Source organism: Kribbella sp. NPDC049584, assembly GCF_040675555.1.
Classification (GTDB): domain Bacteria; phylum Actinomycetota; class Actinomycetes; order Propionibacteriales; family Kribbellaceae; genus Kribbella.
In genome coordinates this window covers 584924-611899 of sequence record NZ_JBFAPF010000001.1, presented here as the reverse complement: position 1 = coordinate 611899, position 26976 = coordinate 584924, and the positions used below count along the sequence as shown (strand labels likewise).

Annotated in this window: 26 protein-coding genes; 12 read left to right on the top strand and 14 right to left on the bottom strand. The window is 68.1% G+C overall.

Annotated elements, in window-relative coordinates:
* Positions 1 to 16 precede the first annotated feature (16 nt).
* The 4 genes from AB0J62_RS03010 to AB0J62_RS02995 all read left to right on the top strand — a co-directional run bounded on the left by AB0J62_RS03010 (position 17) and on the right by AB0J62_RS02995 (position 3850).
* Positions 17 to 766, top strand: a complete 750-nt coding sequence (locus tag AB0J62_RS03010; protein WP_363863741.1) for a DUF4118 domain-containing protein — start codon at positions 17 to 19, stop codon at positions 764 to 766.
* A gap of 141 nt (positions 767 to 907) precedes the next feature.
* Positions 908 to 1732, top strand: a complete 825-nt coding sequence (locus AB0J62_RS03005; protein ID WP_363863738.1) for a Bax inhibitor-1/YccA family protein — start codon at positions 908 to 910, stop codon at positions 1730 to 1732.
* A gap of 109 nt (positions 1733 to 1841) precedes the next feature.
* Entirely contained in the window at positions 1842 to 2990 is a 1149-nt protein-coding gene (locus tag AB0J62_RS03000; RefSeq protein ID WP_363863735.1) for a VOC family protein, read from the top strand.
* Between the two features lie 20 nt (positions 2991 to 3010).
* Positions 3011 to 3850, top strand: coding sequence for an LLM class F420-dependent oxidoreductase (locus tag AB0J62_RS02995; protein ID WP_363863732.1), 840 nt, complete (start codon positions 3011 to 3013; stop codon positions 3848 to 3850).
* Between the two features lie 99 nt (positions 3851 to 3949).
* On the opposite strand, the gene AB0J62_RS02990 is transcribed toward AB0J62_RS02995, so the two are convergent.
* Together AB0J62_RS02990 and AB0J62_RS02985 are read right to left on the bottom strand one after the other, a co-directional pair.
* Positions 3950 to 4180 carry a DUF4287 domain-containing protein gene (locus AB0J62_RS02990; protein WP_134108161.1) on the bottom strand — a complete coding sequence of 77 codons (231 nt, stop codon included), beginning with the start codon at positions 4178 to 4180 and terminating at the stop codon, positions 3950 to 3952.
* Between the two features lie 114 nt (positions 4181 to 4294).
* Positions 4295 to 5323 (bottom strand): SGNH/GDSL hydrolase family protein, encoded by a 1029-nt coding sequence (locus AB0J62_RS02985; protein WP_363863728.1) that lies wholly within the window; start codon positions 5321 to 5323, stop codon positions 4295 to 4297.
* A gap of 78 nt (positions 5324 to 5401) precedes the next feature.
* On the opposite strand from AB0J62_RS02985, the gene AB0J62_RS02980 reads away from it, so the two are divergent.
* Positions 5402 to 6775 (top strand): cystathionine beta-synthase, encoded by a 1374-nt coding sequence (locus tag AB0J62_RS02980; protein WP_363863725.1) that lies wholly within the window; start codon positions 5402 to 5404, stop codon positions 6773 to 6775.
* Between the two features lie 245 nt (positions 6776 to 7020).
* Here the strand turns inward: AB0J62_RS02980 and AB0J62_RS02975 are convergent, their stop codons facing one another.
* The gene (locus tag AB0J62_RS02975; RefSeq protein ID WP_363863722.1) at positions 7021 to 8472 is read right to left on the bottom strand and encodes an NAD(P)/FAD-dependent oxidoreductase; all 1452 of its coding nucleotides are present in this window, start codon (positions 8470 to 8472) and stop codon (positions 7021 to 7023) included.
* Positions 8473 to 8494: 22 nt separating this feature from the next.
* Positions 8495 to 9718, bottom strand: a complete 1224-nt coding sequence (locus AB0J62_RS02970; RefSeq protein WP_363863719.1) for a lactate racemase domain-containing protein — start codon at positions 9716 to 9718, stop codon at positions 8495 to 8497.
* 79 nt (positions 9719 to 9797) lie between these two features.
* Here AB0J62_RS02970 and AB0J62_RS02965 point away from each other — a divergent pair, with 79 nt between their 5' ends.
* Positions 9798 to 11150: an FAD-binding oxidoreductase gene (locus tag AB0J62_RS02965; RefSeq protein WP_363863716.1), complete on the top strand. Its 1353-nt coding sequence runs from the start codon at positions 9798 to 9800 to the stop codon at positions 11148 to 11150.
* Here the strand turns inward: AB0J62_RS02965 and AB0J62_RS02960 are convergent.
* Complete coding sequence (locus tag AB0J62_RS02960; RefSeq protein WP_363863713.1) at positions 11119 to 11868, bottom strand: hypothetical protein; 750 nt, start codon at positions 11866 to 11868, stop codon at positions 11119 to 11121. The genes AB0J62_RS02965 and AB0J62_RS02960 overlap by 32 nt on opposite strands.
* A gap of 54 nt (positions 11869 to 11922) precedes the next feature.
* On the bottom strand, positions 11923 to 12816 hold the full coding sequence (locus AB0J62_RS02955; RefSeq protein WP_363863710.1) for an NAD(P)H-binding protein: 894 nt from the start codon (positions 12814 to 12816) through the stop codon (positions 11923 to 11925).
* A gap of 175 nt (positions 12817 to 12991) precedes the next feature.
* Here AB0J62_RS02955 and AB0J62_RS02950 point away from each other — a divergent pair, with 175 nt between their 5' ends.
* Positions 12992 to 13819, top strand: coding sequence for an AAC(3) family N-acetyltransferase (locus tag AB0J62_RS02950; RefSeq protein ID WP_363863707.1), 828 nt, complete (start codon positions 12992 to 12994; stop codon positions 13817 to 13819).
* Between the two features lie 16 nt (positions 13820 to 13835).
* Here AB0J62_RS02950 and AB0J62_RS02945 read toward each other — a convergent pair whose 3' ends face one another.
* The 5 genes from AB0J62_RS02945 to AB0J62_RS02925 form a co-directional block, all read right to left on the bottom strand.
* Positions 13836 to 14858 (bottom strand): NADPH:quinone reductase, encoded by a 1023-nt coding sequence (locus tag AB0J62_RS02945; RefSeq protein WP_363863704.1) that lies wholly within the window; start codon positions 14856 to 14858, stop codon positions 13836 to 13838.
* 10 nt (positions 14859 to 14868) lie between these two features.
* Positions 14869 to 15366 (bottom strand): GNAT family N-acetyltransferase, encoded by a 498-nt coding sequence (locus AB0J62_RS02940; RefSeq protein ID WP_363863701.1) that lies wholly within the window; start codon positions 15364 to 15366, stop codon positions 14869 to 14871.
* 84 nt (positions 15367 to 15450) lie between these two features.
* Positions 15451 to 17187, bottom strand: a complete 1737-nt coding sequence (locus tag AB0J62_RS02935; RefSeq protein WP_363863698.1) for a hypothetical protein — start codon at positions 17185 to 17187, stop codon at positions 15451 to 15453.
* Positions 17188 to 17349: 162 nt separating this feature from the next.
* Complete coding sequence (locus AB0J62_RS02930) at positions 17350 to 18165, bottom strand: alpha/beta hydrolase (protein WP_363863695.1); 816 nt, start codon at positions 18163 to 18165, stop codon at positions 17350 to 17352.
* Positions 18166 to 18246: 81 nt separating this feature from the next.
* Positions 18247 to 19071 (bottom strand): alpha/beta hydrolase, encoded by an 825-nt coding sequence (locus AB0J62_RS02925; protein WP_363863692.1) that lies wholly within the window; start codon positions 19069 to 19071, stop codon positions 18247 to 18249.
* A 166-nt stretch (positions 19072 to 19237) separates the two neighbouring features.
* Between AB0J62_RS02925 and AB0J62_RS02920 the strand changes: the two genes are divergently transcribed.
* Both AB0J62_RS02920 and AB0J62_RS02915 read left to right on the top strand, forming a co-directional pair.
* Positions 19238 to 19750, top strand: coding sequence for a DinB family protein (locus AB0J62_RS02920; protein WP_363863689.1), 513 nt, complete (start codon positions 19238 to 19240; stop codon positions 19748 to 19750).
* Positions 19751 to 19932: 182 nt separating this feature from the next.
* Positions 19933 to 21891: a heparinase II/III family protein gene (locus tag AB0J62_RS02915; protein WP_363863686.1), complete on the top strand. Its 1959-nt coding sequence runs from the start codon at positions 19933 to 19935 to the stop codon at positions 21889 to 21891.
* A 39-nt stretch (positions 21892 to 21930) separates the two neighbouring features.
* Here the strand turns inward: AB0J62_RS02915 and AB0J62_RS02910 are convergent, their stop codons facing one another.
* Positions 21931 to 22311, bottom strand: a complete 381-nt coding sequence (locus AB0J62_RS02910) for a hypothetical protein (protein WP_363863684.1) — start codon at positions 22309 to 22311, stop codon at positions 21931 to 21933.
* A 202-nt stretch (positions 22312 to 22513) separates the two neighbouring features.
* On the opposite strand from AB0J62_RS02910, the gene AB0J62_RS02905 reads away from it, so the two are divergent.
* From AB0J62_RS02905 to bfr, 3 genes are read left to right on the top strand one after another with little or no spacing between them, the layout of a single operon-like run.
* The gene (locus AB0J62_RS02905) at positions 22514 to 22831 is read left to right on the top strand and encodes a nucleoside triphosphate pyrophosphohydrolase (protein WP_363863682.1); all 318 of its coding nucleotides are present in this window, start codon (positions 22514 to 22516) and stop codon (positions 22829 to 22831) included.
* 59 nt (positions 22832 to 22890) lie between these two features.
* Positions 22891 to 23100, top strand: a complete 210-nt coding sequence (locus tag AB0J62_RS02900) for a (2Fe-2S)-binding protein (protein WP_134108188.1) — start codon at positions 22891 to 22893, stop codon at positions 23098 to 23100.
* The gene (gene bfr / locus AB0J62_RS02895; protein ID WP_363863678.1) at positions 23087 to 23563 is read left to right on the top strand and encodes a bacterioferritin; all 477 of its coding nucleotides are present in this window, start codon (positions 23087 to 23089) and stop codon (positions 23561 to 23563) included. Before AB0J62_RS02900 ends, bfr begins: the two co-directional genes overlap by 14 nt.
* Positions 23564 to 23570: 7 nt before the next feature.
* Here the strand turns inward: bfr and AB0J62_RS02890 are convergent, their stop codons facing one another.
* A complete protein-coding gene (locus AB0J62_RS02890) occupies positions 23571 to 24488 on the bottom strand; it encodes a hypothetical protein (RefSeq protein WP_363865135.1) in 918 nt (305 codons plus the stop codon).
* A gap of 82 nt (positions 24489 to 24570) precedes the next feature.
* Positions 24571 to 26868, bottom strand: a complete 2298-nt coding sequence (locus AB0J62_RS02885; RefSeq protein ID WP_363863675.1) for a CDP-alcohol phosphatidyltransferase family protein — start codon at positions 26866 to 26868, stop codon at positions 24571 to 24573.
* Positions 26869 to 26976 lie beyond the last annotated feature (108 nt).

The following is a 26976-nucleotide window of genomic DNA, read 5'->3' as shown; positions in this document are numbered from 1 at the left end:
GCGCGTGAATAGGGGTGTGGAGAGTTACCGCACGCCGGTCCTGACGGCCTCGCTGCTCGCGCCCCCGGCGGTTTGCGCGTTGCTGACCCCGTTCCGCGAGCATTTCGACAACGCGAACGCGGCGTTGCTGCTGGTCGTCGTGATCGTCGCCGTCGCGGTGTTCGGCATCCGGCTGGCCGGGGTGCTCGCCGCTGTGTCGAGCGCGGTGTGGTTCGACTTCTTCCTGACCGTTCCGTACAACAGCTTCACGATCGACAGCAGCAACGACGTCGAGCAGGCCGTGCTGCTGCTGGTGATCGGGATCGCGGTCACCCAGATCGCGATCTGGGGCCGAAGGCAACAAGCCAACGCGTCCCGCCGGCGCGGCTACCTGGACGGCGTGATCACCACCTCGCAGGCGGTCGCCGCCGGCGGGTCCACCGACGACCTGATCGACCAGGTGCGCACCGAACTGACCGCACTGCTGGGGATCGACGGCGCCAAGTTCGTTGCCGGCAGCAAGCAGACCACCGGCCCGCGGCTGAACGCGGACGGCTCGGTCACCCGCGGATCCCACGTCCTGAAGGTCGAACGCGACGGCCTGCCGACCAACGCCGAGATCGAGCTGACCGTCCAGCACGCCGGCGAGACCCGCGGCCGCTTCCTCCTCACCGCCGCCAGCCGCATCGCCCGCCCCGACCTCGAACAGCGCCTGGTGGCCGTGGCCCTGGCCGACCAGGTCGGCGCCGCCCTCTCCAGCCAGGAAGCCCTCCACCCGCACGTCTGACGGCAGGTGTATCGACAACTGATTGAGTTGTGCAACAGCCTGCAAATACAGGGCTTTCGGCAGCCCGATTCTCAGATGTTGTTCAGGATGGGGCCGTAGTATCTCGATACGGCCCCGGAAGTGGGCCATCAGGAGGAAATGATGCAGAGCAGTAACCCGGTCCTGAACCGGTCGAGTGCATTTGCGCCTGGCCACGGCCAGGCCTATCCGGGCGCCGCTCCGTACGGTCAGCCCGGGCCCCAGGGCTACGGCGGCTCGGGTATGCCGCCGCAGTACCAAGGTGCTCCGGCCGCGAGCCGCCCCATGACGATGGACGACGTGATCGTCCGCACCGCCGCCACCCTGGGTGTCGTCACCGTCGTGGCGGCGATCGCCTGGAAGACGATCCCGGACACCATCGTCACCCCGGTGTTCTTCGCCGGCATGCTGGCGGCGCTCGCGATCGGGCTGGTGCTGTCGTTCGCCCGCAGGGTGAACCCGGCGCTGGTGATGGTGTACGCCGCGGCCGAGGGCGTGTTCCTCGGAATCGGCTCCAAGTTCATCGCCAACTGGGTCGGTGACCCCGGCATCATCGTGCAGGCCGTGCTGGCCACGATGGTGACGGCCGGCCTGACGCTGGCGACGTACAAGTACTTCGCGATCAAGGTGACGCCGAAGTTCACCAGAATGGTGATCATCGGCACGATGGGCTTCGCCGGCGTGGTGGTCATCAACCTGCTGCTGAGCCTGTTCGGTGTGCAGACCGGGATCGGCGGCTTCGGCGCGATGGGCCTGATCTTCGCCGCGATCGGTGCGGGTCTGGCGGTCTTCAACCTGATCCTCGACTTCGACATGATCGAGCAAGGCGTCCGCCAGGGCGCCCCGCAGAACGAGGCCTGGCGCGCCGCGTTCGGCCTGACCGTCACCCTGGTCTGGCTGTACTGGAACATCCTGCGCATCCTCGCGATCCTCCGCGGCGGCGACTGAACCGCCGCGGCGCGACACCCGCAGTGACTTCGGAAGGGCCGGTTCAGGTGGACCGGCCCTTCTGGCATTCCGGACGCAGTCCGTCCGGTTCGGGTCCTACTGTGGGCCCATGACCGAATGGCGGCTCATCGACGGCACCCTGACCACGTGGTACGACGCTCCCTCGCACGCCGCCGGCGCGGCACTGGTCGAGCGCACCGCAGCTACCGACGTCGACCTCCGCGCGAACGGGATACGGCTGCGCACCCGCGATGAAGAGTCCGCCGCTGAGATCTCGAAAGCAGCGCACGACCTCGGCCTGACCGCGGATCCGAGCGTGCTGCAGGAGGTCCGCCTGGCCTTCGAGGCATCCGACCCGCCCGCTGTGACGACCTTCTGGCGTACGGCGCTCGGCTACGAGGCCACGTCCGACGACCTCCAGGATCCGCTCCGCCGCGACCCAGCGGTCTCCGTCCACCCGCTCACCGAGCCCCGGCCACTCCGCAACCGCATCCACGTCGACGTCGTACGGCCGTCCGACGCAGTGGACGCGGTCCGGGCCACAACCGGGCAGGAGCCGTACGGCGCGTGGGGCGTCGCACTCGCGGATCCCGACGGCAACGAGGTCGATGTCGTCCCAGGTGACCAACTGTCGCCGGAGGCCGCTGACTGGTGGGCCAACTTCGCCGCGATGGTCTTCTACCCGACGACATCGTCAACTCAGGCGAGCCGGCTGGCCTCCGCCGTCGCGAAGCTGGCCGACGACGTAAGCACTCCGCTGGAGATCGACCTGCGACCGGCAGGCGTGATGATCGACGGCAGCAAAGACCAGTGGGAGGACGACGCGCCGAAAGGGGGCGCGGCCTTCATCGAGCTGGCCCGGCGCATCCAGGACGCAGCACATGAGCTGGGACTCGCACCGGACCCGCGGCCGCTGCGCTTCGTCCAGTTCGGCATCGATGCGGTCGACGCCGACGTACTGAGCACGTTCTGGCGCACGCTGCTCGGCTATCAGCCGGATCCGCGGGAGCAGGTGTCCGACATCTACGATCCTCGCCGGTTGAATCCGGTTCTGTTCTTCCAGCAGTTGGACAAGAACGACCAGCGGACGAAGCAGCGCAATCGCATCCACTTCGAGCTCGTCGTACCGCAGGACCAGGCGCAGGGCCGGATCGCGACAGCTCTGTCCGCAGGCGGGCGAGTCCTCGACCGGAGCGATCAGCACTGTCTCCTCAGCGACCCGGAGGGCAACGAGATCGACATCCTCGCGGTTCATTAGGCAGGCATACGATCGGGATCATGCGATTCGCGATCAAGACCTCGCCCCAGAACACCGAATGGGCCGACATGCTCGCCGTCTGGCAGGCCGCCGACGACATCGAACTGTTCGAGTCCGGCTGGACCTTCGATCACTTCTATCCGATCTTCTCCGACTCGAGTGGCCCGTGCCTGGAAGGCTGGGTGACGCTGACCGCGCTCGCGCAGGCGACCAAGCGGCTCCGGATCGGCACGCTGGTGAGCGGCATCCACTACCGGCACCCCGCGCTGCTCGCGAACATGGCGGCCACCCTCGACATCGTCTCCGGCGGCCGCCTGGAGATCGGCATCGGCGCAGGCTGGAACGAAGAGGAGTCGGGTGCGTACGGCATGCGGCTCGGCTCGCTGAAGGAGCGCAGCGACCGGTTCGAGGAGGCCTGCGAGGTGCTCGTCGGTCTGCTGACGCAGGAGACCACGACGTTCCGGGGCGAGCACTACGAGTTGACGGAGGCCCGCTGCGAGCCGAAGGGCGTGCAGAAGCCGCATCCGCCGATCTGTATCGGCGGCAGCGGCGAGAAGCGGACGCTCCGGACGACGGCGAAGTACGCCCAGCACTGGAATTTCGTCGGCGGGACGCCCGAGGAGTTCGCCCGCAAGCGCGACGTGCTGTACGCCCACTGCGAGGACGTCGGCCGGGTTCCGACCGAGATCACGCTGTCGTCACACGTCCGGCTGGGGCCTGACGGCGACTACGCGAAGGTCGCCGAGCAGGCGGCGGCTCTCGGCGAGGTCGGCCTCGACCTCGCGATCGTGTACCTGCCGCCGCCGCACACCCCGGCCGTCCTCGAGCCGCTCGCGAAGGCCCTCGAACCACTGCGCTGAAACAAGCCGCTGCAGCAGGCCGCGGAAACAAGCCAGGGAACGTGAAAGACCTGCCCCTCCACCTGAAAGGGCAGGTCTTCTCGTTGTCTCCTTTGCGGCTCAGCCCATTCGCCGGTGCGCTTTGACCAGGTCGAACTCGTGGACGATGGCGGTCGCGTGCCCGTGCGCGAGTTCGTACTCGCTGGAGAGCCATCGCACTCTGTCGTCGAAGCGCAGGAACGACGGTCCGTCGTTCATCAGCTGGAACCACTCGGTCATCTGGCGTCCGGTGCACCTGGGCACGGCCTCCACCAAACGCTGGTGTGTCTCCTCGGAGTGGTTCAAGCCCATCTTCGCCTCCCGTCATCGGGGTACCGCGTAGTTATCGACTGTGCACCACTCGGCCGCCCGGAGGCAAGACTCTCGACATGAAAGGTGTCGCTCAGCGGACGCACAACCCAACAACTATTGGCCGACAGGCACTGTCTCGGCTTGTTCGTCTGCTTGCTCGTCCACTCGGTCGACGTCGGCCTTCGGGTGCCGGCGGCGATGCCGCAGCGCCGCCCAGCGACCGCGCGGACCGCGTTCCCGGCCGGCGACCTCGGTGGCAGCCACCTCGGTGCCCGCCTTCCGCACGGCCTGTACGGCGGCTTCCGCGATCGGCAGGATCGCCTCTCCGCGGAACGGCTCGGGGTGGACGAACGACTCGGGTCCGACTCCCATCGCAGCCGCCACCGACGGCAGCAACGCGGCCGACGCGGCGGCGTACCCGGTGGCGGACGGGTGGAAGTTGTCGCGGCCCCACATCGACGGGTTGGTCCGGAACACCTCGCCGAGCAGCGAGCCCAGTGACACGGACCGGCCGCCTGCTTCGACCACTGCGATGGTCTGAGCGGCGGCCAGCCGGTGGCTCCAGGACCGGGCGACCTGCCGCAGTGGCGGCATGATCGTCCGGACCACACCCAGGTCGGGGCAGGTCCCCACCACCACCTCACAGTTCGCGGCGCGCAGGCGGCGTACGGCGGTGGACAGCAACCGGACCGAGGTCGACGGCGGCATCTTGGCCTTCACGTCGTTGACGCCGATCAGGATGACCGCGATATGCGGCCCGGCCTGCAGCGCGGCGTCGACCTGGCCGGCCAGATCGCTGGACTTGGCACCGGTCTTCGACACGTCGACCAGCCGCACCGGGCGTTTGGCCAGTTCGGCCAGACCGGAGGCGAGCAGCACCCCGGGAGTCTCCTCGGGCGACTCGGTGCCGTAGCCGGCCGCGCTCGAGTCGCCGATCATGGCGAAGGTGATCGGATGTCCTGGATACCGGCCGTACAGACCGTCGCCCGGAGTGGGGTAGTACCTCGTCGGTCCGATCACGCGCTTCGCGTACTCGGCCTCAGCGGTCAGTACGCCGTAGAACGTGGCACCGATGAGTCCGAGTCCCCCGCCCCCGAAGGCTGCGGCCTGGGCCAGCTTCTTGGCTGCCCTGGCTCTACTCATAAGGACAAGGATTACACGCAGTTACGTCGATGCAAGTGAAAATAGGGCAACGGCGTCGATATCACTAGAGTAAAGATCGTGCGCTACGCAGAATCACTCCTGGACCTGATCGGCAACACCCCGCTGGTGCGGTTGTCGAAGACAACAGACGGCGCGAGGCCGCTCGTGCTCGCCAAGGTCGAGTACTTCAACCCCGGCGGCTCGGTGAAGGACCGGATCGCGGTCCGGATGATCGAGGCCGCGGAGGCCTCCGGCGAGCTGAAGCCCGGTGGCACGATCGTCGAGCCGACCTCCGGCAACACCGGGGTGGGCCTGGCGATGGTTGCCCAGCAGAAGGGCTACAAGTGCGTCTTCGTCTGCCCGGACAAGGTCAGCGAGGACAAGCGCAACGTGCTCAAGGCGTACGGCGCCGAGGTCGTGGTCTGCCCGACCGCGGTCGCGCCCGAGCACCCCGATTCGTACTACAACGTCTCCGACCGTCTCGTTCGCGAGATCGAGGGCGCCTGGAAGCCGAACCAGTACGCGAACCAGAACAACCCGCGCTCGCACTACGAGACCACCGGTCCCGAGCTGTGGGAGCAGACCGAGGGCAAGATCACCCACTTCGTCGCGGGAGTCGGCACCGGCGGCACGATCACCGGCACCGGCAGGTACCTCAAGGAGGTCTCCGGAGGCCGTGTCCAGATCGTCGGCGCCGACCCGGAGGGCTCGGTGTACTCCGGCGGCACCGGCCGGCCGTACCTGGTCGAGGGCGTCGGCGAGGACTTCTGGCCGGAGACCTACGACCGTGACATCTGCGACCGCATCATCGAGGTCTCGGATGCGGACTCGTTCGCGCTGACCCGGCGGCTCGCTCGCGAAGAGGCCATGCTGGTCGGCGGCTCCGCGGGCATGGCCGCCGCGGCCGCGATCCGGCTCGCGCACGAGCTCGACGACCCCGACGCCGTCATCGTCGTACTGCTGCCCGACGGTGGTCGCGGTTACCTCACCAAGGTGTTCAACGACGACTGGCTGGCGCAGTACGGCTTCCTGGCGCAGGCTCGTCAGGGCAAGACGCTCGGTGACGTGCTGGCCGGCAAGGATGGCAGTCTGCCGCCGCTCGTGCACACCCACCCGCACGAGACGATCGCCGAGGCGGTCGCGATCCTGCGCGAGTACGGCGTCTCGCAGATGCCTGTCGTCCGCGCCGAGCCGCCGGTGATGGCGGCCGAGGTGGCCGGCGCGGTGTCGGAGCGGACGCTGATGGACGCGTTGTACTCCGGCAAGGCGCGGCTGGCCGACATGGTCGAGGTGCACATGGATCCGGCGCTGCCCTCCCTGGGCGCCGGCGAGCCGGTGACCAAGGCGGTCGAGCTGCTCGAGGATCGGGACGCCCTGATGGTCCTGGACGACGGCAAGCCGGTGGGCGTGCTGACCCGGCAGGACCTGCTGGTCCACCTGTCCGCCGATTGAGTCAGCGGTCGACGACTGACGGGATGATGGCGATCAGTGCCGTGATCACGATGCCGATCACGATCACCGCCGCTCCTGCGATCTGAAGGATTTCCATGTCTCAAGAGTCCTTCAGCCTGACGCCGGAAACATCGGCCTCCGGATCGGTCTTTCCTTCATCCCAAGGTCGTACGTCGTGACCCCCGGACTCCTACTTGAGGAGTCCGGGCCATCACCTAAGGGACGCGCCCCTGATGGACGCCGCCCTAATGGACGACGGCGAAGTCGCTCGGATCGAGTCGCCGGGTGCGGCGCCAGTACGACATCGTCCACTCCGGCCAGATGGTCGAGTTCCGCCCGGACGCGTCCAGGTACCAGCTGGTGCAGCCGGCGTTCCACACGGTGTCGCCGAGCTCGCCCTGAACCCCGGCGACGAACTGTTCCTGCGCCTCCTCGCGGACCTCGACGTACGTCGCGTTGCGCCGGCGCAGGAGGTGCAGGGCCTGCATCACGTACCGGACCTGGGCCTCGATCATGAAGATCATCGAGGAATGCCCGAGGAGCGTGTTCGGGCCGACCAGCAGGAACAGGTTCGGGTACCCGGCGACCGTGATGCCGAGGTGCGCGCCGATGCCGTTGCGTTTCCAGTGGTCGGCCAGGTCGACGCCGTCCTTGCCGAGGATCGGCATCCGGGTCAGGTTGGCCGAGACCGCGAACCCGGTGCCGTGCACGATCGCGTCGCAGGCCCGCTCGGTCCCGTCCGCGGTGACCACGCCGGTCGGGGTGATCCGCGCGATCGGCGTGGTGACGACGTCGACGTTCGGCCGGGTCAGCGCGGGGTAGTAGTCGTTCGAGATCAGGACGCGCTTGCAGCCGATCTGGTAGTCCGGCGTCAGCTTGGCGCGTAGTTCGGGATCGGTGACCTGCTTGCGCAGGTGCCGTTTCGCCTGTATTTCAAGGCCTTTCATCAACTTCGGGTTGCCGGCGAACCCGGCGCCGCGGCCTTCGAGACCCCAGTAGATGGCGTTGCGGATCGTCCGCTGCCCGGCGGGGAAGCGCTCGTGCAGCTTGCGTTCCCAGCGGCCGATGGCACGGTCCGGCTTCGGCGTGATCCACGGCGGCGTCCGCTGGTACAGGTCCAGTTGCGCGACCTCGCCGGCGAGCTGCGGTACGAACTGGATCGCCGACGCACCGGTCCCGATCACCGCGACGTTGCGCCCACGCAGGTCTGCCGAGTGATCCCAAAGTGCTGAGTGGAACGTCGTACCCCCGAAGGAGTCGAGGCCGGGGATGTCCGGCAGCTTCGGCTCGTGCAGGCTGCCGACACCGGCGACCAGCGCCTGGGTCTCGATGGTCTCGTCGCCGTTCACCGTGACGGTCCAGTGACCGGTCGCCTCGTCGAAGACGGCTTCGGTGACCTCCGCGCCGTACCGGATCTTGCCGGCGATGCCGTACTTGTCCGCGCAGTACCGCAGGTAGGCGAGGATCTCGTCCCAGGGCGCGAACATCCGCGTCCAGCGCGGGTTCTGCTCGAACGAGAACGAGTACAGGTACGACGGGATGTCGCAGGCGCAGCCCGGATACGTGTTGTCCCGCCAGGTGCCGCCGAGGTCGTCCGCCTTCTCGAGGATGACGAAGTCCTCACACCCGGCCTGCTGCAGCTTGATTCCCATGCACAGCCCGGCGAACCCGGACCCGATGATGACGACCTCAGCCATACCGCCTGAGGTTACCGGCGGGTCACTGAAGCCGGTAGAGGGTCTCTCCGGCATTCGGTACGACGAACGTGTCCGGGTCGGCCTCGTACGCGGCGAGATCGAACTCGGCGGGGTCCAGGTAAGCGAGGTTGGCCGCGAGTACGACGTCCTCCGGGATGCCTGTCGCGAGCGTGACCTGGACGCGGAGGTGCTCGCCGCTGACCGGATCCCAGGTGCCCGCGCCGCGGAGGTGGGTGGAGTGCGCGAGGACGCCCCAGTGCAGGTCGCGGAAGTGGTCCCACTGGCCGAGGAAGTAGTCGCGGCAGTGGTACCCGATCTGCTCGATCTCCGGGTGCATCGCCGCCAGCTTGGTCACATGCGGCGCGTAGAGGATGACCTCGCCGCCGTCCGCGACGATCGGCTCGACCTTGTAGAAGCCCTTGGCCGCGGTCCAGATATCGGCGTACTTCGGTGGCATCACCGACACGATCCGCTGAACCGGATGGTCGAGGTAGCGGACGTGGGTCTGCGCGGAGATCTCGGCGGCCGCCTGCCAGGAGGACTGGGTGTCGCCGAAGGCGACCGCGTGCAGGGCGTCCGTCCCCGACTGCGCGACCACGGACAGCGCGAGCTTCTCGGCCGGGATCAGCGCCGCGGCCTCGTTGATCAGGGCGCGGACGGGCGTGATGCCCGGCGTACCGATGATGTGCGCGCTGGTGATGAGGGCGCCGAGCCAGTGCGAGAAGTCGATCACCTCCTGGCCGGCAACGCCCGGGAAGAAGTACTTGTTGCCGCCGGAGAAGCCGACCACCTCGTGCGGGAACACCGGGCCGACGACCAGCGCGACGTCGTGCTCGACGACGGCGCGGTTCAGCCGGACCGGCACCTCGTCGCGGAGCATCTCGTCGGAGATCTCGCCGACCCGGTCGGAGCTGATCGTGCCGAGGTCCACGAACGTGTCCGGCTTCCACCACTCGTGGTTGATCACGTTCGGGTAGTCACCGCCGAGGTGTTCGCGCAGCTGCTCCGGGGTCATCTCCGCATGGGTGCCCAGGGCAACCAAGATCGTGACCTGGCTGTCCTTCAAGGCCTCCGTGACGGCCCTGAGCAGCAGCGGTAGCGGGCAACTCCGGGTCGCGTCGGGGACGATCACGCAGACGCTGCGCCCCTCCAGCCCCGCTCCGGCCAGCGCCCCGCCGACGAACGCCGTCACCTCGTCCTCGGTCAGGACCTGGCCCGCACCACCGATCACCGCCGCATTGGTCACCCTCCGACCCTACCCATCTCCGATGTTGACCGGGGCAAAGGTCTCGGCGCACGATCACGGGGGGAGTGGGGGAATGGGGATGAGACCAACGGGGTTCGGTGGCGTTCTGTTGCAGGCCGGGGACACGGAGTACGACGCGGCCCGCACGGTGTTCAACGCGATGGTCGACCGGAAGCCGGCGATGATTGCGCGGTGCGAGTCGGTCGCGGACGTGCAGGCGGCGGTGCGGTACGGCGTCGAGAACGAGCTCGAACTGGCCGTCCGCGCCGGTGGTCATGCAGTGACCGGAGCCGGAGTCTCGGACAGCGGTCTGGTCCTGGATCTGCGGCGGATGAACAGCGTGCAGATCGATCCGTTCTCGCGGCTCGCGCGGGTCGGCGGCGGCGCGACCTGGCGGGATCTGGACCGCGCCGGACAGCGGTACTGCCTGCTGACGACCGGTGCGCGCGTGCCGTCGGCCGGGGTCGCCGGGGTGACGCTCGGCGGCGGCTCAGGGTGGCTTGAACGGAAGCTCGGGTTGTCGTCGGACGCGTTGGTCTCGGTCGAGCTCGTCACCGCGGACGGGCGGTTGCTGATCGCGGACGAGACCAAGAACACCGAGCTGTTCTGGGCGCTGCACGGCGGCGGCGGAAACTTCGGGGTGGCGACCGCGCTGACGTTCCGGCTCACGCAGGTGGTGACGACGACGCTGGCGTTGCTGATCTGGCCGATGGCGGCCGGGCCTTCGGTACTGCGTGCGTACCGCGATCTCCTGCAGGATGCGCCGGAAGAGCTTGGCGGCGGGGTGGTGTTCCTGACCGCGCCTCGGGCTCCGTATGTGCCGGAGGGCCTGCGGGGACAGCCCGCTGTGCTCGCACTCGCGGTGTACGCCGGTGGGGTGGACGAGGCACGCGAGGCGTTCGCACCGATGTACGCCTTGGCGCCGGAGGGCCAGTTCATCGCGGGACTGCCGTACGCCGACCTGCAGACCGCCCTGGACAGTCCGGCCGGGTTCCGGAACTACTGCTCCGCGGAGCACCTGTGGGCCTTCCCGGATCCCGCCGTACTCGCGTTCTGTGATCGTGCTCGGGAGATGATCACGCCGTCACCCTCGCAGCAGGTCGTCCTGCCGTGGGGTGGCGCCGTACGACGGTCTGCCGGGGACTGGCCGCAGGCGTACCGGGACGCGGAGTGGGTGGCGCACCCGTTCGGGGCGTGGGCGGATCCGTGTGCCGACGCACAGGCGATCCGGTGGGTGCGGGACGTGTGCGCGGACCTGGAGCCGTGGTCAACCGGGCAGGTGTACCTGAACTTCATCGGATACGAAGGACAGGACCGCGTGATCGCCGGATTCGGCGCGGCGAACTACGACCGGCTGGCCCGGGTCAAGTGCGAGTACGACCCCGAGAACGTGTTCCACCTCAACCAGAATATTGAACCTGGTTGGCGCTAGCGGTCGCGCGACGCCATTGGACGGCGACGGTCACGGCGTACGCGATCCCGCCGAGCGGAACCGACCAGAGCCGGAAGAACGGCAGCCCGCCGGTGATGGCGGTGGCGGCGAAGACGACGGCGTACGTCGTGACACCGGCGATCGTGCCGCGTCGGCGGCTGTCCAGCGCGCTGCTCGGGAGCGGGCCGAGGTGCCGGTCGAGGGCGGTGCAGATCGCGCTGAGGGCAACGAGTGACGTCACGATGAACAGGATGCCGCCGGGGATCGCCCCGAACACGATCGCGACCGCGTTGAGGAAGGTCAGCGGCGCGAAGACGATGGCGATGTCCGCCGCCCCGAAAGTCAGGTGCTTGATCCACCGCTTGCGGAGGTCGAGGTCACCTGCCGGGCGGAGCGGGCCGGGGTCGCCGGTGAGCCGCCGTACGGTCAGGATCAGGCCGGTCACGATGATGATCAGGAGCGGTACGGCGACGATCGAGAGGACGACGGTTCGCGAGGTCGACATGTAGGCGCGAGACTCGTCGCCGTACAGGCAGCTCGCCGTCGGCGGGAACCACGAGGTGTGAACGCCGGTCGAGTCGGGGCCGAGCTTGCGCGAGCAGTCCCTGGTCGGGTCGTACCAACCTGGCTGCGACAAGGTGACGACTGCCGTCCACACCAGGCCTCCGATCAGCCCCAGCCCCAGCACCCACCCGGCACGCCGCCTCACCCGTTCCACGGGCCCTACCCTCTCATTGGTGCACTCCAGCTCCGTCGCAACGTCGTGGTTCGGTCAGGGGAGCCGGCTCACCTGCTCGCGGAGGAACTCCGTGGTGGAGCGTGGGGTGATTCCCCTTTGGCGTAAGGGCTCGTCGTCCCAGTCGGCCGCGTTGAGGTCCTGGTGCAGGCCGGCGCCGAAGGCGGAGGCCAGCGCGTCGTTGCGCCGGCTGAGCAGGCGGATCGCGAGGCGGGCGACCGGGCGCGGCATGCGCTGCGTCTTGATCTTGTGAGCGGTCAGGCTCTCCGCGATCGCGATCGCCTCGTTCTTGCTGATCGCCTCCGGACCGCCGAACGTGACCACGGCGGGCGGGTCGGGTTCGAGCGCCACCGCGGCGACGAGCGCCGCCACATCGTCGGTGCTCACCCACCGGCGTCTGGTGTCGCCCTTCCCGATCACCGCGACCTTCCCGGCGCGCACGTCGAATCGTCCCATCGGCCCGAGATGGATGTCCTGGAACGCGTCGGGCCGCACCCGCACGCTCCGCAGCGGCGACTCCGACAGCCGCTTCTCGATCGCCAGCTTGGCGTTCTCCATCGGCGTACCGAAGGCCCCGTCCAGACCGGCGAACGAGACATAGACGAACCGCCGTACATCGGCCACCTCAGCCGCGCTGACCAGATCGGCCATCCCCGCCTCGTCGGCCGCGCGGATCGACGGCCCGGGTACGCCGGCCAGCCGCCGCCCGATCACCGTCGCCGTCGCGACGACAGTCTCGACACCCGCACACGCCGCAGCCAGGCTCGCGGGATCGGTGAGATCTCCCCTGACCACCTTCACTCCGATCCGCGCGAGCTCCTCTGCATCCGTCTGCGGCCGCACCAGGCAGCGGACCTCCGCCCCCTGCCCGATCAACCGCCGTACGACGCGGCCCCCCAGGTCGCCTGTTCCACCAACGATCAGCAACATGTGACCCACCTTCTCTCCCCTCGTCCTGATCGTCCCACCGCCGCTTGCCGCCCACCAGGGAGCACAATCCCGCCTCAGCCGGGCTGGTCGCGGAGTGCCTGCCGCAGCTACGCACCGTCACCGGACGGCCGTAAATGCCAGGCGAGATCGGTGGCCGGCATGGGATATTTCCCGCATGCACACAGTGACCGCAGCAGATCTCGTCGACGGGCTGCAGCAGCTCGGGCTGGACCGGACGTCCGAGGTGATCGTGCACTCGTCGCTCAGTTCGTTCGGGTACGTCGACGGTGGGGCGGAGGCGGTTTGTGCGGCGTTGACCGAGGTGTGCGGGACTGTGTTGATGCCTGGTGGGACATGGGATCTCACCGGGATCCCGGCGCCGCCGGGGCTCGTCCGACCGGACAATGCCTACTGGAATGCGGCCGACTGGTCCGAGTTCGACGAGAAGTTGTCGGAGGCAACCAGTTTCCGTTCCGATCTACCGGTCGATCGCTGGCTCGGGCGGGTGCCGGAGATGTTCCGGCAGACCTGCTCACCGCTGCGCACCTCGCATCCGCTGTTCGCATATCAGGCCGCAGGCTACGCGGCCGAGCGGATCCTCGAGGCGCAGCGCCCCGACCGGCCGCTCGGGCCGATCGAGGCGCTCGACGGCGACGTACTCCTGCTCGGCGTAACCCACACGTCCAACACGACGATCCATCTCGCCGAGCAGCAGCTCGGCCGTTCGCTGTTCTACCGCTATGCGAAGAACGCCGACGGCCTGTGGATCGAGCTCCCGAACATCCCCGGCGAGAGCCATCACTTCGACGACATCGAGCCGGTACTGCGTCCTGCGACGAAGGAGCTCCGCATCGGGCAGGCGCGCGTACGCCGGATCCCGAAGGACGCCGTACTCGCGGCAACGCGGCAACTGATCCAGGCCGACCCGGCCGCACTGCTGTGCACCGACAACCCTGAGTGCCGCTGCGCAGCCGCCCTGCAGCAGTTAGGTCCTGTCTGGTGATCCAGACAGGACCTGGTCAGCGTACGTCGATGAGGACCTTGCCGACGATGCTCTGCTCGACGGCGGCGTGTGCCTCGGCGGCCTGCTCCAGCGGATAGTGGTGCAACGGGAGCCCGGCCTCGGGTCCGACCCGGACGGCGCCGGCGCGGACCGCGGCCTCGACATCGCCCAGTGCACGCGGGCGCCACGACTCGGGCGCGTTGTAGAGCAGGACGAACTGCCAGCGGGCGTTCGGCACCATCGACGGGCGCACCGGCAGCTCGAACGTGTTGCCGCCGTCGGTCGCGTAGATCGCGACCGAACCGTGCATCGCGATGATCGCGGCATCGATCGCCGCGTTCGCCGCGGGCGACACCTCGACGATCGTGTTGACCCCGTGCGGCACGATCTCGCGGACTTCCTCGATCACGTCCTGCTGCTTGTAGTTGATGACGTGGTCGGCGCCCGCGAGCGCGGCAAGGTTGGCCTTCTCCGGGCTGCTCACGGTCGTGATCACGGTCGCGTCGGACCAGCGCGCCAGCTGGATCGCGGCGTTACCGACCGCGCCGGCGCCACCGGCAACCAGCACCGTCCGCCCAGCCAGCCTGCCCGGGCCGAGGTGATCCGGCCCGTCTTCCGTCACCGTCAGGCAGCGATGCGCGGTCAGGAACGGCACGCCGAGACTCGCGCCGAGGTCGTACGACGCCTCGTCCGGCAGTTCCACCACATGACGGACCGGCACCACGGCGTACTCCTGGGCCGTGCCTCCGGACGGGCGCTGGTACGCGGCCTCCCAGATCCAGACGCGGCGGCCGACGAGGCCTACGTCCACGCCCTGGCCGACAGCGTCAACCTCGCCGGAGCCGTCCTGGTTCGGCACCTGGGGCGGGTCGACCGGCGTACCGGCCTCATTGCCTCGGCGCGACTTCCAGTCGGTCGGGTTGACACCCGACCGGTGGATCCGCACCCGCACTTCTCCCGGCCCCGGATCGGTCAGCGGCCGATCCACAAGCGTCAGGACATCAGGTTCACCGGTCCGCGAGTACTCGATCGCACGCACCCCACAGACGCTACCTCAGTTGTTTGGTGAACATCAGGCAGGCGCTGTCGTCGTTGCGGATCGTTTCCATCGGTGCGACCTGCCGGTTGTCGTAGATCAGGCCGCGGCCGTCCGGCAGGTATCCGCGCCGTACGTACATCCGCTGTGCCTGCCCGTAGTCCGGGTACAGTCCGACGCCGATCCCGACCACCGGGGACCGCTCCGCCACCGTGGCCTCGGCGGCGTCCATCAACGCCGACCCGATCCCACGCCGCCGGTACGACGGCAGCACGTTGAAGTCCGAGATCTCCGGGATGGTCCCGAAGTACGGCGAAGTCCAGCAGACAGTCACGTACCCGACGTACGCTCCGTCGACGGTCGCGACCAGGACGTCCCGCGTTCCGGCGGCCTGCTCCGCCAGGTAGCGCCGGTACTGACTGTCCGGCTTGGCCCACCCCAACGCAGCCATAGCCGCCGCGATCACCGGCGGATCGTCCGGCCGCAGCGGTCGAATCTCCAATCCCGTCACGGGCCCAGGCTGGTGGAGAGCTGATCGCGACGCAATCGGTTTAGGCGTGGGGCGCCATCACAGGGATGGCGCCCCGGCGGGGTGTTACGGAGTTGGATCCGGGTAGGTGCCTCCGAAGATGTCGGTGTTGCCGAAGGTGGGCGGGCAGGTGCCGAGGACGTTCGGCGCCGGCAATGGGGTGGCGGTGTAGAGCGACGCGCGGTAGTCGTTGATCGACTGGCAGACGGCCGCATCGCGGGAGTCGTTCCAGACGGCGACGGCGTAGTCGTTCGTCGCGGCGGCGTACACGTAGTCGCCGAGGAACTCCGACGTCAGCGCGTTCGCACTGCTCCCGCGCGGATCACCGGCCGTCGCACGCTCCAGCGTGGACCAGCCGGAGGGTACGCCGGCCGTCACGTTCGCGTGCCTGACCTCGCCGATCAGACCGCGTGGACTGCTCGTGTCGTTGCGGTACGGCGTCGTGAAGGAGTTGTGGACGATGTACAGGTCGCTTCCGTCCGGGGACACCGCCGGCGCGGTATAGACCGGCCGGTCGCCGGTGGTGAGGGCGAGCGGTGCCGGAGTCGCCCACGAAGTACCACCGTTGCGGGACCAGGTCAGCATCAACTGCTCGTTGTTCAGTCCGAGCCGGCCGTCGGACCAGGTCATGAAGATCTCGTTGGTCGCGCCGGCTCCTGTCGGCCGGCCGTTGGCGATGTCGACGTTCGGCCCGCCGGCCAGGTCGACGCGCGCGCCGGCGATCCCGTCCATCACCGGACGCCCCTCGACCGGGTCGAACACGCCGGGCTCGACCACCGGCGCCACTGCGGTCGGACCGACCCAGTGCGCGCCACCGTCGGTCGACTTGTACATCAACTGCAGGCTCGTGCCGCCGCGCGCACCGACGCCGAAGACGTACACGTTGCCCACGCTGTCGGTCCGTACGACGCAGCCGTCGGGCTGCTGGTTGATGCCGTTGCTGGTGGCCGGTCCGACCTGCTTGGTGACCCAGGTACGACCGCCGTCGGCGGATCGCGCCACCATGAGTGGTGTCGGGAACGCCTGCCCGTGGCTGTTGCTGCGGAAGCTGGCCCAGCAGGTGTACACGTGACCGAAGAACCGGCTGCTCGACGCGTTGTCGGCGTAGATCTGCTCCTTGTCGGAGAAGGTCGTCGAGGACTGCCTGGAGATGATGACCGGCGCGGTCCAGGCCGAAGCGCTGCTGGCTGCCGCGGCGCGGACATCGTCCGTGGTCGACACCGCGATGGCCTCCGCGCCGCGGAACGTCTCCAGCTTCCTGTTCGCGGAGAAGTTCGACGTGAGGTTGGCGTAGTACAACCGGGAGCCGTTGGCCCACGAGAACGTGCCGTCAGGTGCCGGCCGTGGCCCGAACGCGACCGCGGGATCGCCGTCGGAGACCAGCCCGGCCTCGTAGTAGCCCGGCAAGGTGCCGATCGGCCCCACGTGCGGAGTGCATGGCGCGGGGCCCAGGCAGTCCCGTGCGGTCCATCCGCTGTACGTCGGCTGCGTCCAGCTCGCGCCGCCGTTGAAGGAGAAGTACACGCCGGACACCCCGACGCCGTCGGTGAACGGGCACGTACTCGGGTCGCCGGCCGCGCACGACTCCATGTCGATCTCGTCGTTCACCCCGGCGACGACCACCGACGGATCATGCGCGTCGATCGCGACGGCGGGTTCGTTCTGCTTGTTCTGCGAGAACGGCGTCGGTGGGCTGCCGACCGTGACCTCGGTGTCCGGTGCCGCGTAGGCAGCGACGGCGGCGCCGAAGACTGCGGCTGCGAAGGCAGCGACGGAAGCGATGATGAGACGTGGTCTGCCCATGATCCCTCCCCGGGACCCGACCATCGGTCCGGGACCGTTTCCCGACCCGCCTGGACGTCTCGACCTTGCACCTACGGCCAGGGACGCACAACACCTCGAAACCGGCCGTGACGGCTCGCGCTCCTGCGAACACAAGCCGTCGCGGCCTCGATGGTTGGTGCGTCAGCGGGTGGAGCGTGCTGCGGTTTCGATGACCTTCGTGATCGGGCCGGGGTCGGAGATCAGTCCGAGGTGGCCGGTCGGGATGCGGGTGATGATCGAGTGACTCCGGGTCGCCATCATGTTCTGCGACGCCGGGGTGATGATCAGGTCCTTGGTGCCGAGGACGTACCAGGACCGGATCGTGGCCCAGGCCGGCGGGCCGGAGGGGACGTTGCCGGCGCTGAAGGTCAGCGGCCGCTGCGACGGGTAAAGCCTCTCCGCGGCCTTGCGCGACAACCCGGAGGCGAACGAGTTCACGAAGGTGTCGTGCTTGAGGTACAGGTCCACGTCACCGGCCGGCGCACCGGGGTACGGGACGAAGTCGAACACTGTCGTCGGATCGGGTACGGCGAGCGCGGAGCCGGCGCCGGCCAGCGGGAGGACCGTTTCGTTCTCTGCCGGGGCGAAGGCGTCGACGTACACGAGTGCCTTGACGTTCGAGTTGCCGGTCGCCGCATTGGTGATCACGGCACCGCCGTACGAGTGACCGACGAGCACGATCGGGCCGGACAGCGTCGACAGGAAGTCGCGGATCGTTGCCGCGTCCGTCGTGAGGTTGCGGAGTGGGTTCGGTGGGACGCGGACCGTGTAGCCGTCGTCGAGGAGTCTGTTGGTGACCTTCTGCCAGCTGGAGCCGTCGGCCCACGCGCCGTGGACCAGGACGATGGTGGGTTTGGGACCGCTCGGATGGGATGCCGCCGCCGGCGTCACGGCGGCAAGCACGAGGGCGAGTACTGCGACCAGGACCGCGAGTACTCGCGTGCGGTGGTGATGCATGGATGAGCCTTTCGTCAAGCGACTGTCGCCGGGAGGGCGCGCGGGAGCGTGACGAAGCCTGTGGTGCCCGGAACTGCTGGACTAGGACTGGAAGAACTCGAGCAGGTCGGCGTTGACCACGTCGGCGTGCGTCGTGGGCAGGCCGTGCGGGAGGTCCTTGTACGTCTTGAGGACCCCGTTCTTGAGCAGTGCGGCTGACTTGGGACCGGAGTCGGCGTACGGGACGATCTGGTCGTCCTCGCTGTGGATCACGAGGACCGGGATCGTGATCTGCTGCAGGTCGGCGGTGAAGTCGGTCTGGGAGAACGCGACGATGCCGTCGTAGTGGGCCTTCGCCCCGCCCATCATTCCTTGCCGCCACCAGTTCGAGATGTTCGCCTCGGACGGTGTCGCGCCGGGCCGGTTGTAACCGTAGAACGGCCCTTCCGGGAGGTCGCGATAGAACTGCGAACGGTTCGCGGCGAGCGAGGCCTGGAAACCGTCGAAGACCTCCTTGGGCAGGCCCTCGGGGTTCGCGTCGGTCTTCACCATCAACGGCGGGACCGCGCAGAGCAGCGCTGCCTTGGCGGCCCGGTCCTCGCCGTGCCGGGCCAGGTAGTGGACGACCTCGCCGCCGCCGGTCGAGTGACCGACGTGGATGCAGTCGCGCAGGTCGAGGTGGTCGACGACCGCCTTCAGGTCGTCGGCGTAGTGATCCATGTCGTGCCCGTCGCCGGTCTGCGTCGAGCGGCCGTGTCCGCGGCGGTCGTGCGCGACGACGCGGTACCCCTTGGAGAGGAAGAACAGCAGTTGGTTGTCCCAGTCGTCGGCCGACAACGGCCAGCCGTGGCTGAAGACGATCGGCTGTCCCTCGCCCCAGTCCTTGAAGAAGATCTCGGTGCCGTCGCTGGTAGTGATCGTTCCCATGGTGCGGACCCCCTCAGCTCGAAAACCCTTGTATACAAAGGATGTCCCCCAGCCAGCCTCGGGTCACGATACTCGCGACGACGGGCCGGTGCCACCGATCCTGGACGCTGACATCTTCTTTGGGTAGAGGTCAGTAGCTGGCCGCTTTCGTCCTTAAGGTCGGAGTATGACGACGAACCAGAGCGGTGAGCGGCAAGACCTCCTCGACTTCCTGGACAAGCACCGGAACTTCCTGCGGCAGACCGCGCACGGCCTCACGGACGAGCAGGCGAACACCCGCAGTACGGTCAGCGCGCTGACGGTCGGTGGGCTGATCAAGCATGTCGCCTCGGTCGAGCAGCACTGGGCCGACTTCGCCCAGGGCAGGGGCGAGGCGACGCCGACGGAGTACACGCCCGAGGTGATCGCGGCCTGGGAGAACCAGTTCCGGCTCGTCGAGGGCGAGACGCTGGCCGGCGTGCTCGCGGAGTACGAGAAGGTCGCCGCTGTTACCGACGAGCTGGTCCGCACGCTCGACCTCGACACGTCCTACGAACTCCCCGCCGCCCCGTGGCAGCCCCCGGGCGTCTTCTGGTCCGTCCGCCGCGTCTTCCTCCACATCACCGCCGAAACCGCCCAACACGCCGGCCATGCCGACATCATCCGCGAATCGATCGACGGCCAGAAAACCATGGGCTGACCGAAACATTCTGTGCTGCGGGTGCATCGAGGCAGGTAGAGGGGAGCTACCAAACCTCGGCAAGTGACCCGCGGAACCTCGCGTGCTTGCCGACGGTACGGCGTACCTGCGGGTCAGGTGCGCCAGTCCGCAGTGCGGGCCGGCACCGGCACCCGGTGGCGGCGGGGGAGAGGTACAACTTCATGCGATTCAGGGGAGCGGCCGGCTTGGCCGCGGCGATGGCCGTTGTCGTGCTGGGCGCGGGAACGGCAACAGGCGAGACACGTACGCCGGGCGCCTCGCCCGGCATCCAGATCGTGCCGGGGCCGGAGGATCCGCTCGAGGCGCAGTTCGTGCCGGGGGCAACCAACGTCGTACCGCCGACTGCGCCGCCGGCCACGGACATCGGTGTGAACAACAACAAGGTCCAGTCGCTCGCGGCGCCGTTCTACGCGTGCCCGGGGTTCAGCGGGATCGAGAAGACCAACCCGCTGGCGAACTTGTACGCCGACAAGTTCCAGTGGGGACCCTATGCGGCGTACAAGGTCGGCAACGGCGGCGGAAACATCAACTGGGCGTCGAATCCGTACAAGAACGCCAGTTGGTACATGTGGTTCCACTCGCTGCGTTGGCTCGGCCAAGGAATCGTTGCGGCCGGCCAGGGCAACCTGACCGCGCTGACGCGGGTCAACACGATCGCGTACGACTGGTACCGCGACAACCCGTACTCCTGGAAGGCGAACGTCGGCGCATGGGAGTCCACCATGCACCGGACGAACGTGCTCATCTGCCTGCGTCAGGCGATCCTGTCCGGGCTGAAGGTCACCACGTTGCCGACTCGCTACGCCTGGCTGGACACCGCGTTGCTGAGTCACGCGAGGTTCTTGACGAACTACTGGAGCGGCGCGTGGAACCACGGAACCGACGAGAGCATCGCGCTGTTCGGGGTCGGCTGCACGCTCAACCGCACCGACTACAAGAACCTTGCACAGCAACGGTTCGCGGCCGGCATCACGACATCGATCGATTCCCAGGGTGCGACCAACGAACAGTCGACCGGGTACGCCTCGTTCAACTATTCGCTCTGGGGTCGCGCGATCGCGGTGATGCAGAACTGCGGCGTCAATCCCGGTACGACGATCTCCACGCGGCGCGCGTTGCTGGCGAAGTTCTTGACCTTGGCAACCAATTCGCTCGGCAAGCTTCATCAGCTCGGCGACACCGAGGTGCAGTCGACGTACCCCTGGGTCGGTACACCGCTTGAGTACGCCGGATCGTTCGGTACGAAGGGTGCGGTGCCGCCGTGGCGGGTCGGGATCTACTCGGCCGGATACGTGTTCGGGCGGACCGGCTGGGGCACCGACGCGACGCGCGGGTTCACGGGCGAGTCGTCGTACAGCATCAGGTTCGGTCCGCCACGGGCGTTCCACGGGCACTTGGACCACACGAGCATCACGTACACGGCGCGCGGGCGGGACATCATCGTCGACGGCGGGTATGCGGCGTACAACGCCGGCGCTTATCGAACCTGGGCCGTGAGTCCCAGCGCGCACAGTGACATGACGACGCCGATGTCGACGTACCTGAATCCGACGACCCGGCTGACCGCGTCCTCGGTGAAGACGAATTCCGAGGCTTATGTGTTCAGCGATGCCCCTGGGAGTGGGATCAGTCGCGTGCGTTCGGTCCTGGTGCTGAAGGACCCGGATCTGCTGGTGACGTGGGACCGTGCGTCGGCGAAGACGGCCCAGGCGTTCCAGACGCTGTGGCATCTGCCGTCCGATCAGCGCGCCAGTGTGTACTCGCGGACCACCGCGGTCGCGGCCGCACCTCGTGACACGACGAAGACGATCCTGTTCCAGATCCCGTTCAAGCAGGCGCTGCCGGCGGGCGCGATCCTGGTCAAGCAGGCCCAGACCAACCCGATCCAGGGCTGGGTCTACCCGAGCAGCTTCGTCCGCAAGTCCGCGCCGACCCTCATGCTGGCCCGCTCCGGTAAGACCGCGTCGATCCTGTCGTTCGTCGTCCCGGTCCGCTCCACCGGCTCGGTCACCTACAGCGTCCGCCAGTCCGGTACGACGTTCATCGTCAACCTCAACGTCGGCGGCAAAGCCACCAGCATCGCCATCTCCGGCGGCGGCTCCCTCTACCGCGCCGGCTGACACATGCGGGGGCGCCTCCCGCGGGAGGCGCCCCTCACATCAGCCCTGGAGCAACGTGCTCACTAGCCGGTCGGGCATCGAGGCGAACGAGGAGTGACTGGACGGCAGAGTGTGTACGACGAACTTGTTGTGCGGAGTCGCCGCGTCAGCCTCCAGGATCATCCGGTCCTGCAACGCCGGCGGGACGGTGTACTCCTCGGTCGTCACGTCGTTGTACAACGCCAGCCGGCCGTGTTCGACGTACTCCGGGTACCCGTTGCGCGGATTGATCCGCACCGCGCCGGTGGCGACCGGATCGGCGACCACGAGCGCGCCCGAGATACCCGGCTTGTCATCCGGGAGCCGGCTGTAGTCGTTGGCCGACGCGAGGCGGACGGGGACGTACGGAACTCTGGTCGGCTGGCTCGTACGACATGCCATGCACGCACCGTGCTGGCGGTGGCTCAGTCTGAACCACTGCAACGCAGCGCTCACCGTACGTCGAAACACGCCTGGTCGCCCGTCGTCTCCGTCCTCATGTACACGACATGCGACATCTCACCGCTCAACTCCGCTGGACAGGCTTGCCCATTGCGCTGACCTAGGGTTGGGCGTCGGTCGCCCCGGGTGGACGGAGGAGCAGGTGGACGTTGACGGCAAGCTCGTGAGGGATCGCATCCCGGAGATCATCAGCGCGAGTGGTGCTGAGCCGATCACCTACCGGGCCGGGGCTGCGGAGTACCGACGGCGGCTGTGGGGGAAGCTGATGGAGGAGGTCGACGAGTTCCTTGCTGCCGATAGAGCGACTGCCGTCGAGGAGCTTGCGGACATTCTTGAGGTTGTCTATGCCTTGGCAGCTGACCTGGGCACGACCAAGGAAGACCTCGAAGCAACTCGCGCCACCAAGGCCGCCGAGCGCGGGACCTTCAGCAACCGAGTCATCTGGACCGGTGTCCGCTAGCTGATATGTGACGGACGCGACCGTGCCTAGTCGCGTGTAGTTAGGGTAGCCTTTCCTCTGTGATCGTCTGCCACTGTGAGGTCGTCAGTGACCGGGACGTCCGTCGGAGCATTGACGACGGCGCTCGGACGCTTGCGCAGGTGTGTGGGGCGACGGGGGCGGGGCGGAATTGCGGTGGGTGTGTGTTCTCCGTGAAGCGGTTGTTGTGCCAGCATGGGAGGCCTGTCGCGGCACACTCGCTCACGGAGGTGGCAAGTGCAACCGGTTGATCCACGCGTCGTGGTGCTGCTCAACGAGGCGCTGACGCTCGAACTGACGGTGATCAACGGGTACTTCCTGGAAGCCAGGATGCTCGACAACTGGGGCTTCGGCCGGCTGGGCAAGGCGTTCTACGACCTGTCCATCGACGAGATGAAGGACGCCGACGCACTGATCAGCCGCATCCTGCTGTTCGACGGCCACCCGAACCTTCAGAAGCTCGGAGCGATCGCCGTCGGCGAGGACGCCCAGGAGATGCTCTGCCTCGGTCTGGAAGGCGAGCTCGCCGCGGTCGCCCAGTTCAACGCCGCCGCGAAGGAGTGCCACGACCTCGGCGACCACGGCTCCGCGGCAGTCTTCGAGGAAATGGTCCGCGACGAGGAGAACCACGTCGACTGGTTCGAAAGCCAACTCGACGCCATCAACCGCATCGGCCCCCAGCAATACCTGGCCCAGCAACTCACCTCCAAGTAACGCCCGGCTACTCGCCGTACAGCCAGGCGCTGGTGCGGGAGGCGTAGACCGTGCCGGTGAAGGTGACGGGGATCTTGCCGTACGACGTGATCGCGGTAGCCGTGCCGTTCGCCTTGCTGAACGCGTACTGGTAGCCGGAGTCGGTGTTGTGGTCGATGCCGATCACAACGGACCCGTCGTTGTTGCCGCAGTGCTCGATCAGCAGCGACTCGAACGAGGACCAGCCGGACTTGCGGATCAGCTTGACGACCGGCTTCGTCTTGGCGGCGGTCGGGATGTGGATCGTGTAGAGCGCCCCCGCGGTGGTCGTCATCAGCAGCGTGTCGTACGTCGGCCGCTGGCTGATCATCGCCATCGCCTTGAAGCTCTTGAACCCGGCGAACGAGCCGTACGCCCGGTAGCCGGTGCCGCTCGCCGCGTACCGGTAGAGGCTGCCATTGGTGTTGAGTCCGTAGAGGAAGGTGTGCGGGACATTCCCCGGGTCGTTGTAGTTCGACGTGGCGATCGACTTGAAGCTCGTCCATCCGCCCCCGAGCTTGGTCGCGGTCACCCGGGCCCGGCTGTTCGCCGGGGTGATGGTCGAGTGGCGGTACAGGTTTCCGCCCTGCAACAGCAGCCCGTAGGAGTACTGCTCGCCCTGACGGGTGATGGACATGTACCAGGTCGTCATCGCCCGGACCGGCACGAACTGCGCGAGCTGGTAGACGCCGACGAGCATCCGCGGCGGCTTCGCTGCGAGGACATCAGCCTCCTGCACGGCGTTCGCGCTGTCGGTCCAGAGGAACCGGTTGATGCACGGCACTGAACTGGGGAGGGCCCGAGTCCCAGCGCTCGCCTGCCCCGGCAACGCAGCCGTCACCAACGCCCCGACGCTCGCCAGCACCAGCCCAAGCCGCCGTACCTTCATCCGCCCCAGCCCCTCCACGTTCGCCAACCCCGAACAGCAGACGATAGCGGCACCTCCGGACAAACGCGCACAAATTGCCACTATGTGCAATGAGAAGGGTCTAGTGGCTGTACGCGGTGAGGAAGCGGTCGCGGAAGGTGTCCATCGGCGCGACCGGTCCGTTGGAGGCCGGGCGTAGGCCGGGTTGCCAGCCCCAAGCTGTCGTGCGATCCGTTATGGCTGGGTCGGCGGCGATGATGCTGATCGGTACGTCGTGACTCGCCCCGTTGCCCGACACGATGCTGGCCGGCTGATGGTCGCCGAGGACGACGAGCACCAGGTTGCGGTCGTGGAGTTGCTGTACGAACGAGGTCAGCGCGTCGAGCGAGTAGGCGATGGACTGTGCGTAGGCGGCCTTCACACGGTCCGGCTGGCGCCAGACGTCTTCAGGAGAATCGCCCTCGGCCGGCATCGGGTCGAAGACCGAGCCGTCACCCAGCTGGCTCCAGTCGACCATCCGGGGGAGCGGCGCCCAGGGCGTGTGGCTGGAAACCAGGTCGAGCTCGGCCATGACGGGAGCGCGGTTCGGCTTGTCCAGCTCCAGCCGCTGGAATGCGGCCAGGGTGTACTGGTCAGGCATCGAGGCATAGCTGAACGCCGGCCCGGCGTACCCGACGTTCCGCCGGTCGTAAACCATGTCGTAGTGGTAGTAGCTCTTCGCCACCGGCCAGTCCTCGTTGTTGGACGGTACGTCGGCCACCGTCCGCCAGCCGGCCCGGCCGAACGCGCCGGCGAGGGTGAAGCGGTCAAGGGTGACGAGGTGGTCGTACCGCTGCTGGTTGTTCACCCACAGCCCGGACTGCAGGGTGGAGTGCGCCAGCCAGCTGATGCCGCCGAAGGTCGGCGAGGTGAGGAAGCCGCTGCGTGAGGAGAAACCGGCCTGCTGCAGCCGCCGGTCGCCGGCCTCGAGCGCCGACCCGACGACAGGAGAGTCGAGCGCCGTGCGTCCATAGCTCTCGACGAAGACCAGGAGCACGTCCTTGCCTTTGAGGCCGGTGAGCAGGTCGTTGCCCGGGGTGTCACGGAAGGGATCCTGCTTGAGCGCCTGTACGAACTCCCGCTGGTCGCGGAGGTCCTCGCGGACCTGCGTGGCCAGCCGCGCCGCGGAGGCCGAGGCAGGTCGCACGGGCTCCGGCCCGACGCCGGTCAGCACGGGCACGATCGAGATCACGGCTAGTACGGCGACGATCCGGAGCGTCGGCCGCCGGTGTCTCGCCACCAGCCGGGTCACCCGCAGTGCCGACAGCGGCAGCAGGGCAAGCAGTCCCACACCGAGGAGTCCGGCCACGACGAACACTGCGATGGCGCCGACTCGGCCGATCGAGTCGCTGAGCAGGCCCAGCGCGGAGCCGACGTACGCCGCGTCGTACACGGGGTGGAAGGCGCGGTCGAAAGCCAAGTAGAAGCCTCTGTCGAGCAGCCTCAGAACCAGCAGCACCCCGACGAGCAGCCCGTCGATCAGCGCGAGGACGCGGGCGAGTCTCGACGGCAGTACGCAGACGAGAAGGACGAACACCAGGCCCTCGAGCGGGATCCGGAGGAAGGCAGCCGGCGACAGACTGCCGGTGTGGTCCGGCACGACGAGCGCGGCCCAGAGCAGGAGCACCGCGACCGCCGACGCCAGGGTGGCACGAGTGCCGCGCGGGCTTCCGGCCTGGCGCCACAGCCCCCAGATCTGACGGCCGAACGACTCGGCCAGCAGTCCCAGCGCGATCAGCAGCACCACTGTGGTCACGGCGTCGGGCAAGATGCCGGCCGCGGCGACGGTGAGGGCGATGCCCTGGATCGCCGCGACGACCTTGGCCCAGTAGCGAGGCCGGAGCGAGCCGCGCAGCCACGGCAATGCCCAACTGGCGGCCACGAACAGGTAGCGAGCCGCACCGATCGCAAGCACCCACCAACCCGCCGTACGGCCGACGTACACGCTCAGAACCAGGATCAGGAACGCGTCGACTTCCATGTCGAAACGTGCGCCGAACGCCGAAGCGGTGCCGGTACGCCGAGCGATCTGGCCGTCCACCCCATCGAGGACCAGCGCGATCGTCGAGAGCGTCACGAGGATCGCCACCGGCGCCTGCCCGACAAAGGAGTACGCCGTGAGCGCCGCGACCCCGCAGGCGAGGACCGCGCGGGCCAGTGTCACTCTGTCCGCGGGCCCCAGCCCGTCACGACGGTGATGCGCCATCGCGCGGGCGAGCAGCGTGGCAAGGCCGGCTCCGGAGACGACGCCGGTCACCCAGCCGGCGACGTCGAGGCCGCTGACTGCTGCGAGCACGCCGAGGAGTACGAGCAGACCAGCGAAGCCGGCGAGCGGGCCGGTCAGGATGCGGCTGCGCACTCGACCCTGAACCAGGCGCACAATGCCTCCGTATCTAGGCGTACGAGACTCATACGAGAACAGCGTCGCACCGGTTCATCGGAGCGGGCGAAGGAGGCTGCGGTGCCGGCCGAAGTACGCGCGCTCGGC

Coding starts and splice junctions, on each gene's coding strand:
- AB0J62_RS03005 (WP_363863738.1), top strand. CDS start 908: ATGCAGAGCAGTAACCCGGTCCTGAACCGGTCGAGTGCATTTGCGCCT.
- AB0J62_RS03000 (WP_363863735.1), top strand. CDS start 1,842: ATGACCGAATGGCGGCTCATCGACGGCACCCTGACCACGTGGTACGAC.
- AB0J62_RS02995 (WP_363863732.1), top strand. CDS start 3,011: ATGCGATTCGCGATCAAGACCTCGCCCCAGAACACCGAATGGGCCGAC.
- AB0J62_RS02990 (WP_134108161.1), bottom strand. CDS start 4,180: ATGGGCTTGAACCACTCCGAGGAGACACACCAGCGTTTGGTGGAGGCC.
- AB0J62_RS02985 (WP_363863728.1), bottom strand. CDS start 5,323: ATGAGTAGAGCCAGGGCAGCCAAGAAGCTGGCCCAGGCCGCAGCCTTC.
- AB0J62_RS02975 (WP_363863722.1), bottom strand. CDS start 8,472: ATGGCTGAGGTCGTCATCATCGGGTCCGGGTTCGCCGGGCTGTGCATG.
- AB0J62_RS02965 (WP_363863716.1), top strand. CDS start 9,798: ATGAGACCAACGGGGTTCGGTGGCGTTCTGTTGCAGGCCGGGGACACG.
- AB0J62_RS02955 (WP_363863710.1), bottom strand. CDS start 12,816: ATGTTGCTGATCGTTGGTGGAACAGGCGACCTGGGGGGCCGCGTCGTA.
- AB0J62_RS02950 (WP_363863707.1), top strand. CDS start 12,992: ATGCACACAGTGACCGCAGCAGATCTCGTCGACGGGCTGCAGCAGCTC.
- AB0J62_RS02935 (WP_363863698.1), bottom strand. CDS start 17,187: ATGGGCAGACCACGTCTCATCATCGCTTCCGTCGCTGCCTTCGCAGCC.
- AB0J62_RS02930 (WP_363863695.1), bottom strand. CDS start 18,165: ATGCATCACCACCGCACGCGAGTACTCGCGGTCCTGGTCGCAGTACTC.
- AB0J62_RS02925 (WP_363863692.1), bottom strand. CDS start 19,071: ATGGGAACGATCACTACCAGCGACGGCACCGAGATCTTCTTCAAGGAC.
- AB0J62_RS02920 (WP_363863689.1), top strand. CDS start 19,238: ATGACGACGAACCAGAGCGGTGAGCGGCAAGACCTCCTCGACTTCCTG.
- AB0J62_RS02915 (WP_363863686.1), top strand. CDS start 19,933: ATGCGATTCAGGGGAGCGGCCGGCTTGGCCGCGGCGATGGCCGTTGTC.
- AB0J62_RS02910 (WP_363863684.1), bottom strand. CDS start 22,311: ATGGCATGTCGTACGAGCCAGCCGACCAGAGTTCCGTACGTCCCCGTC.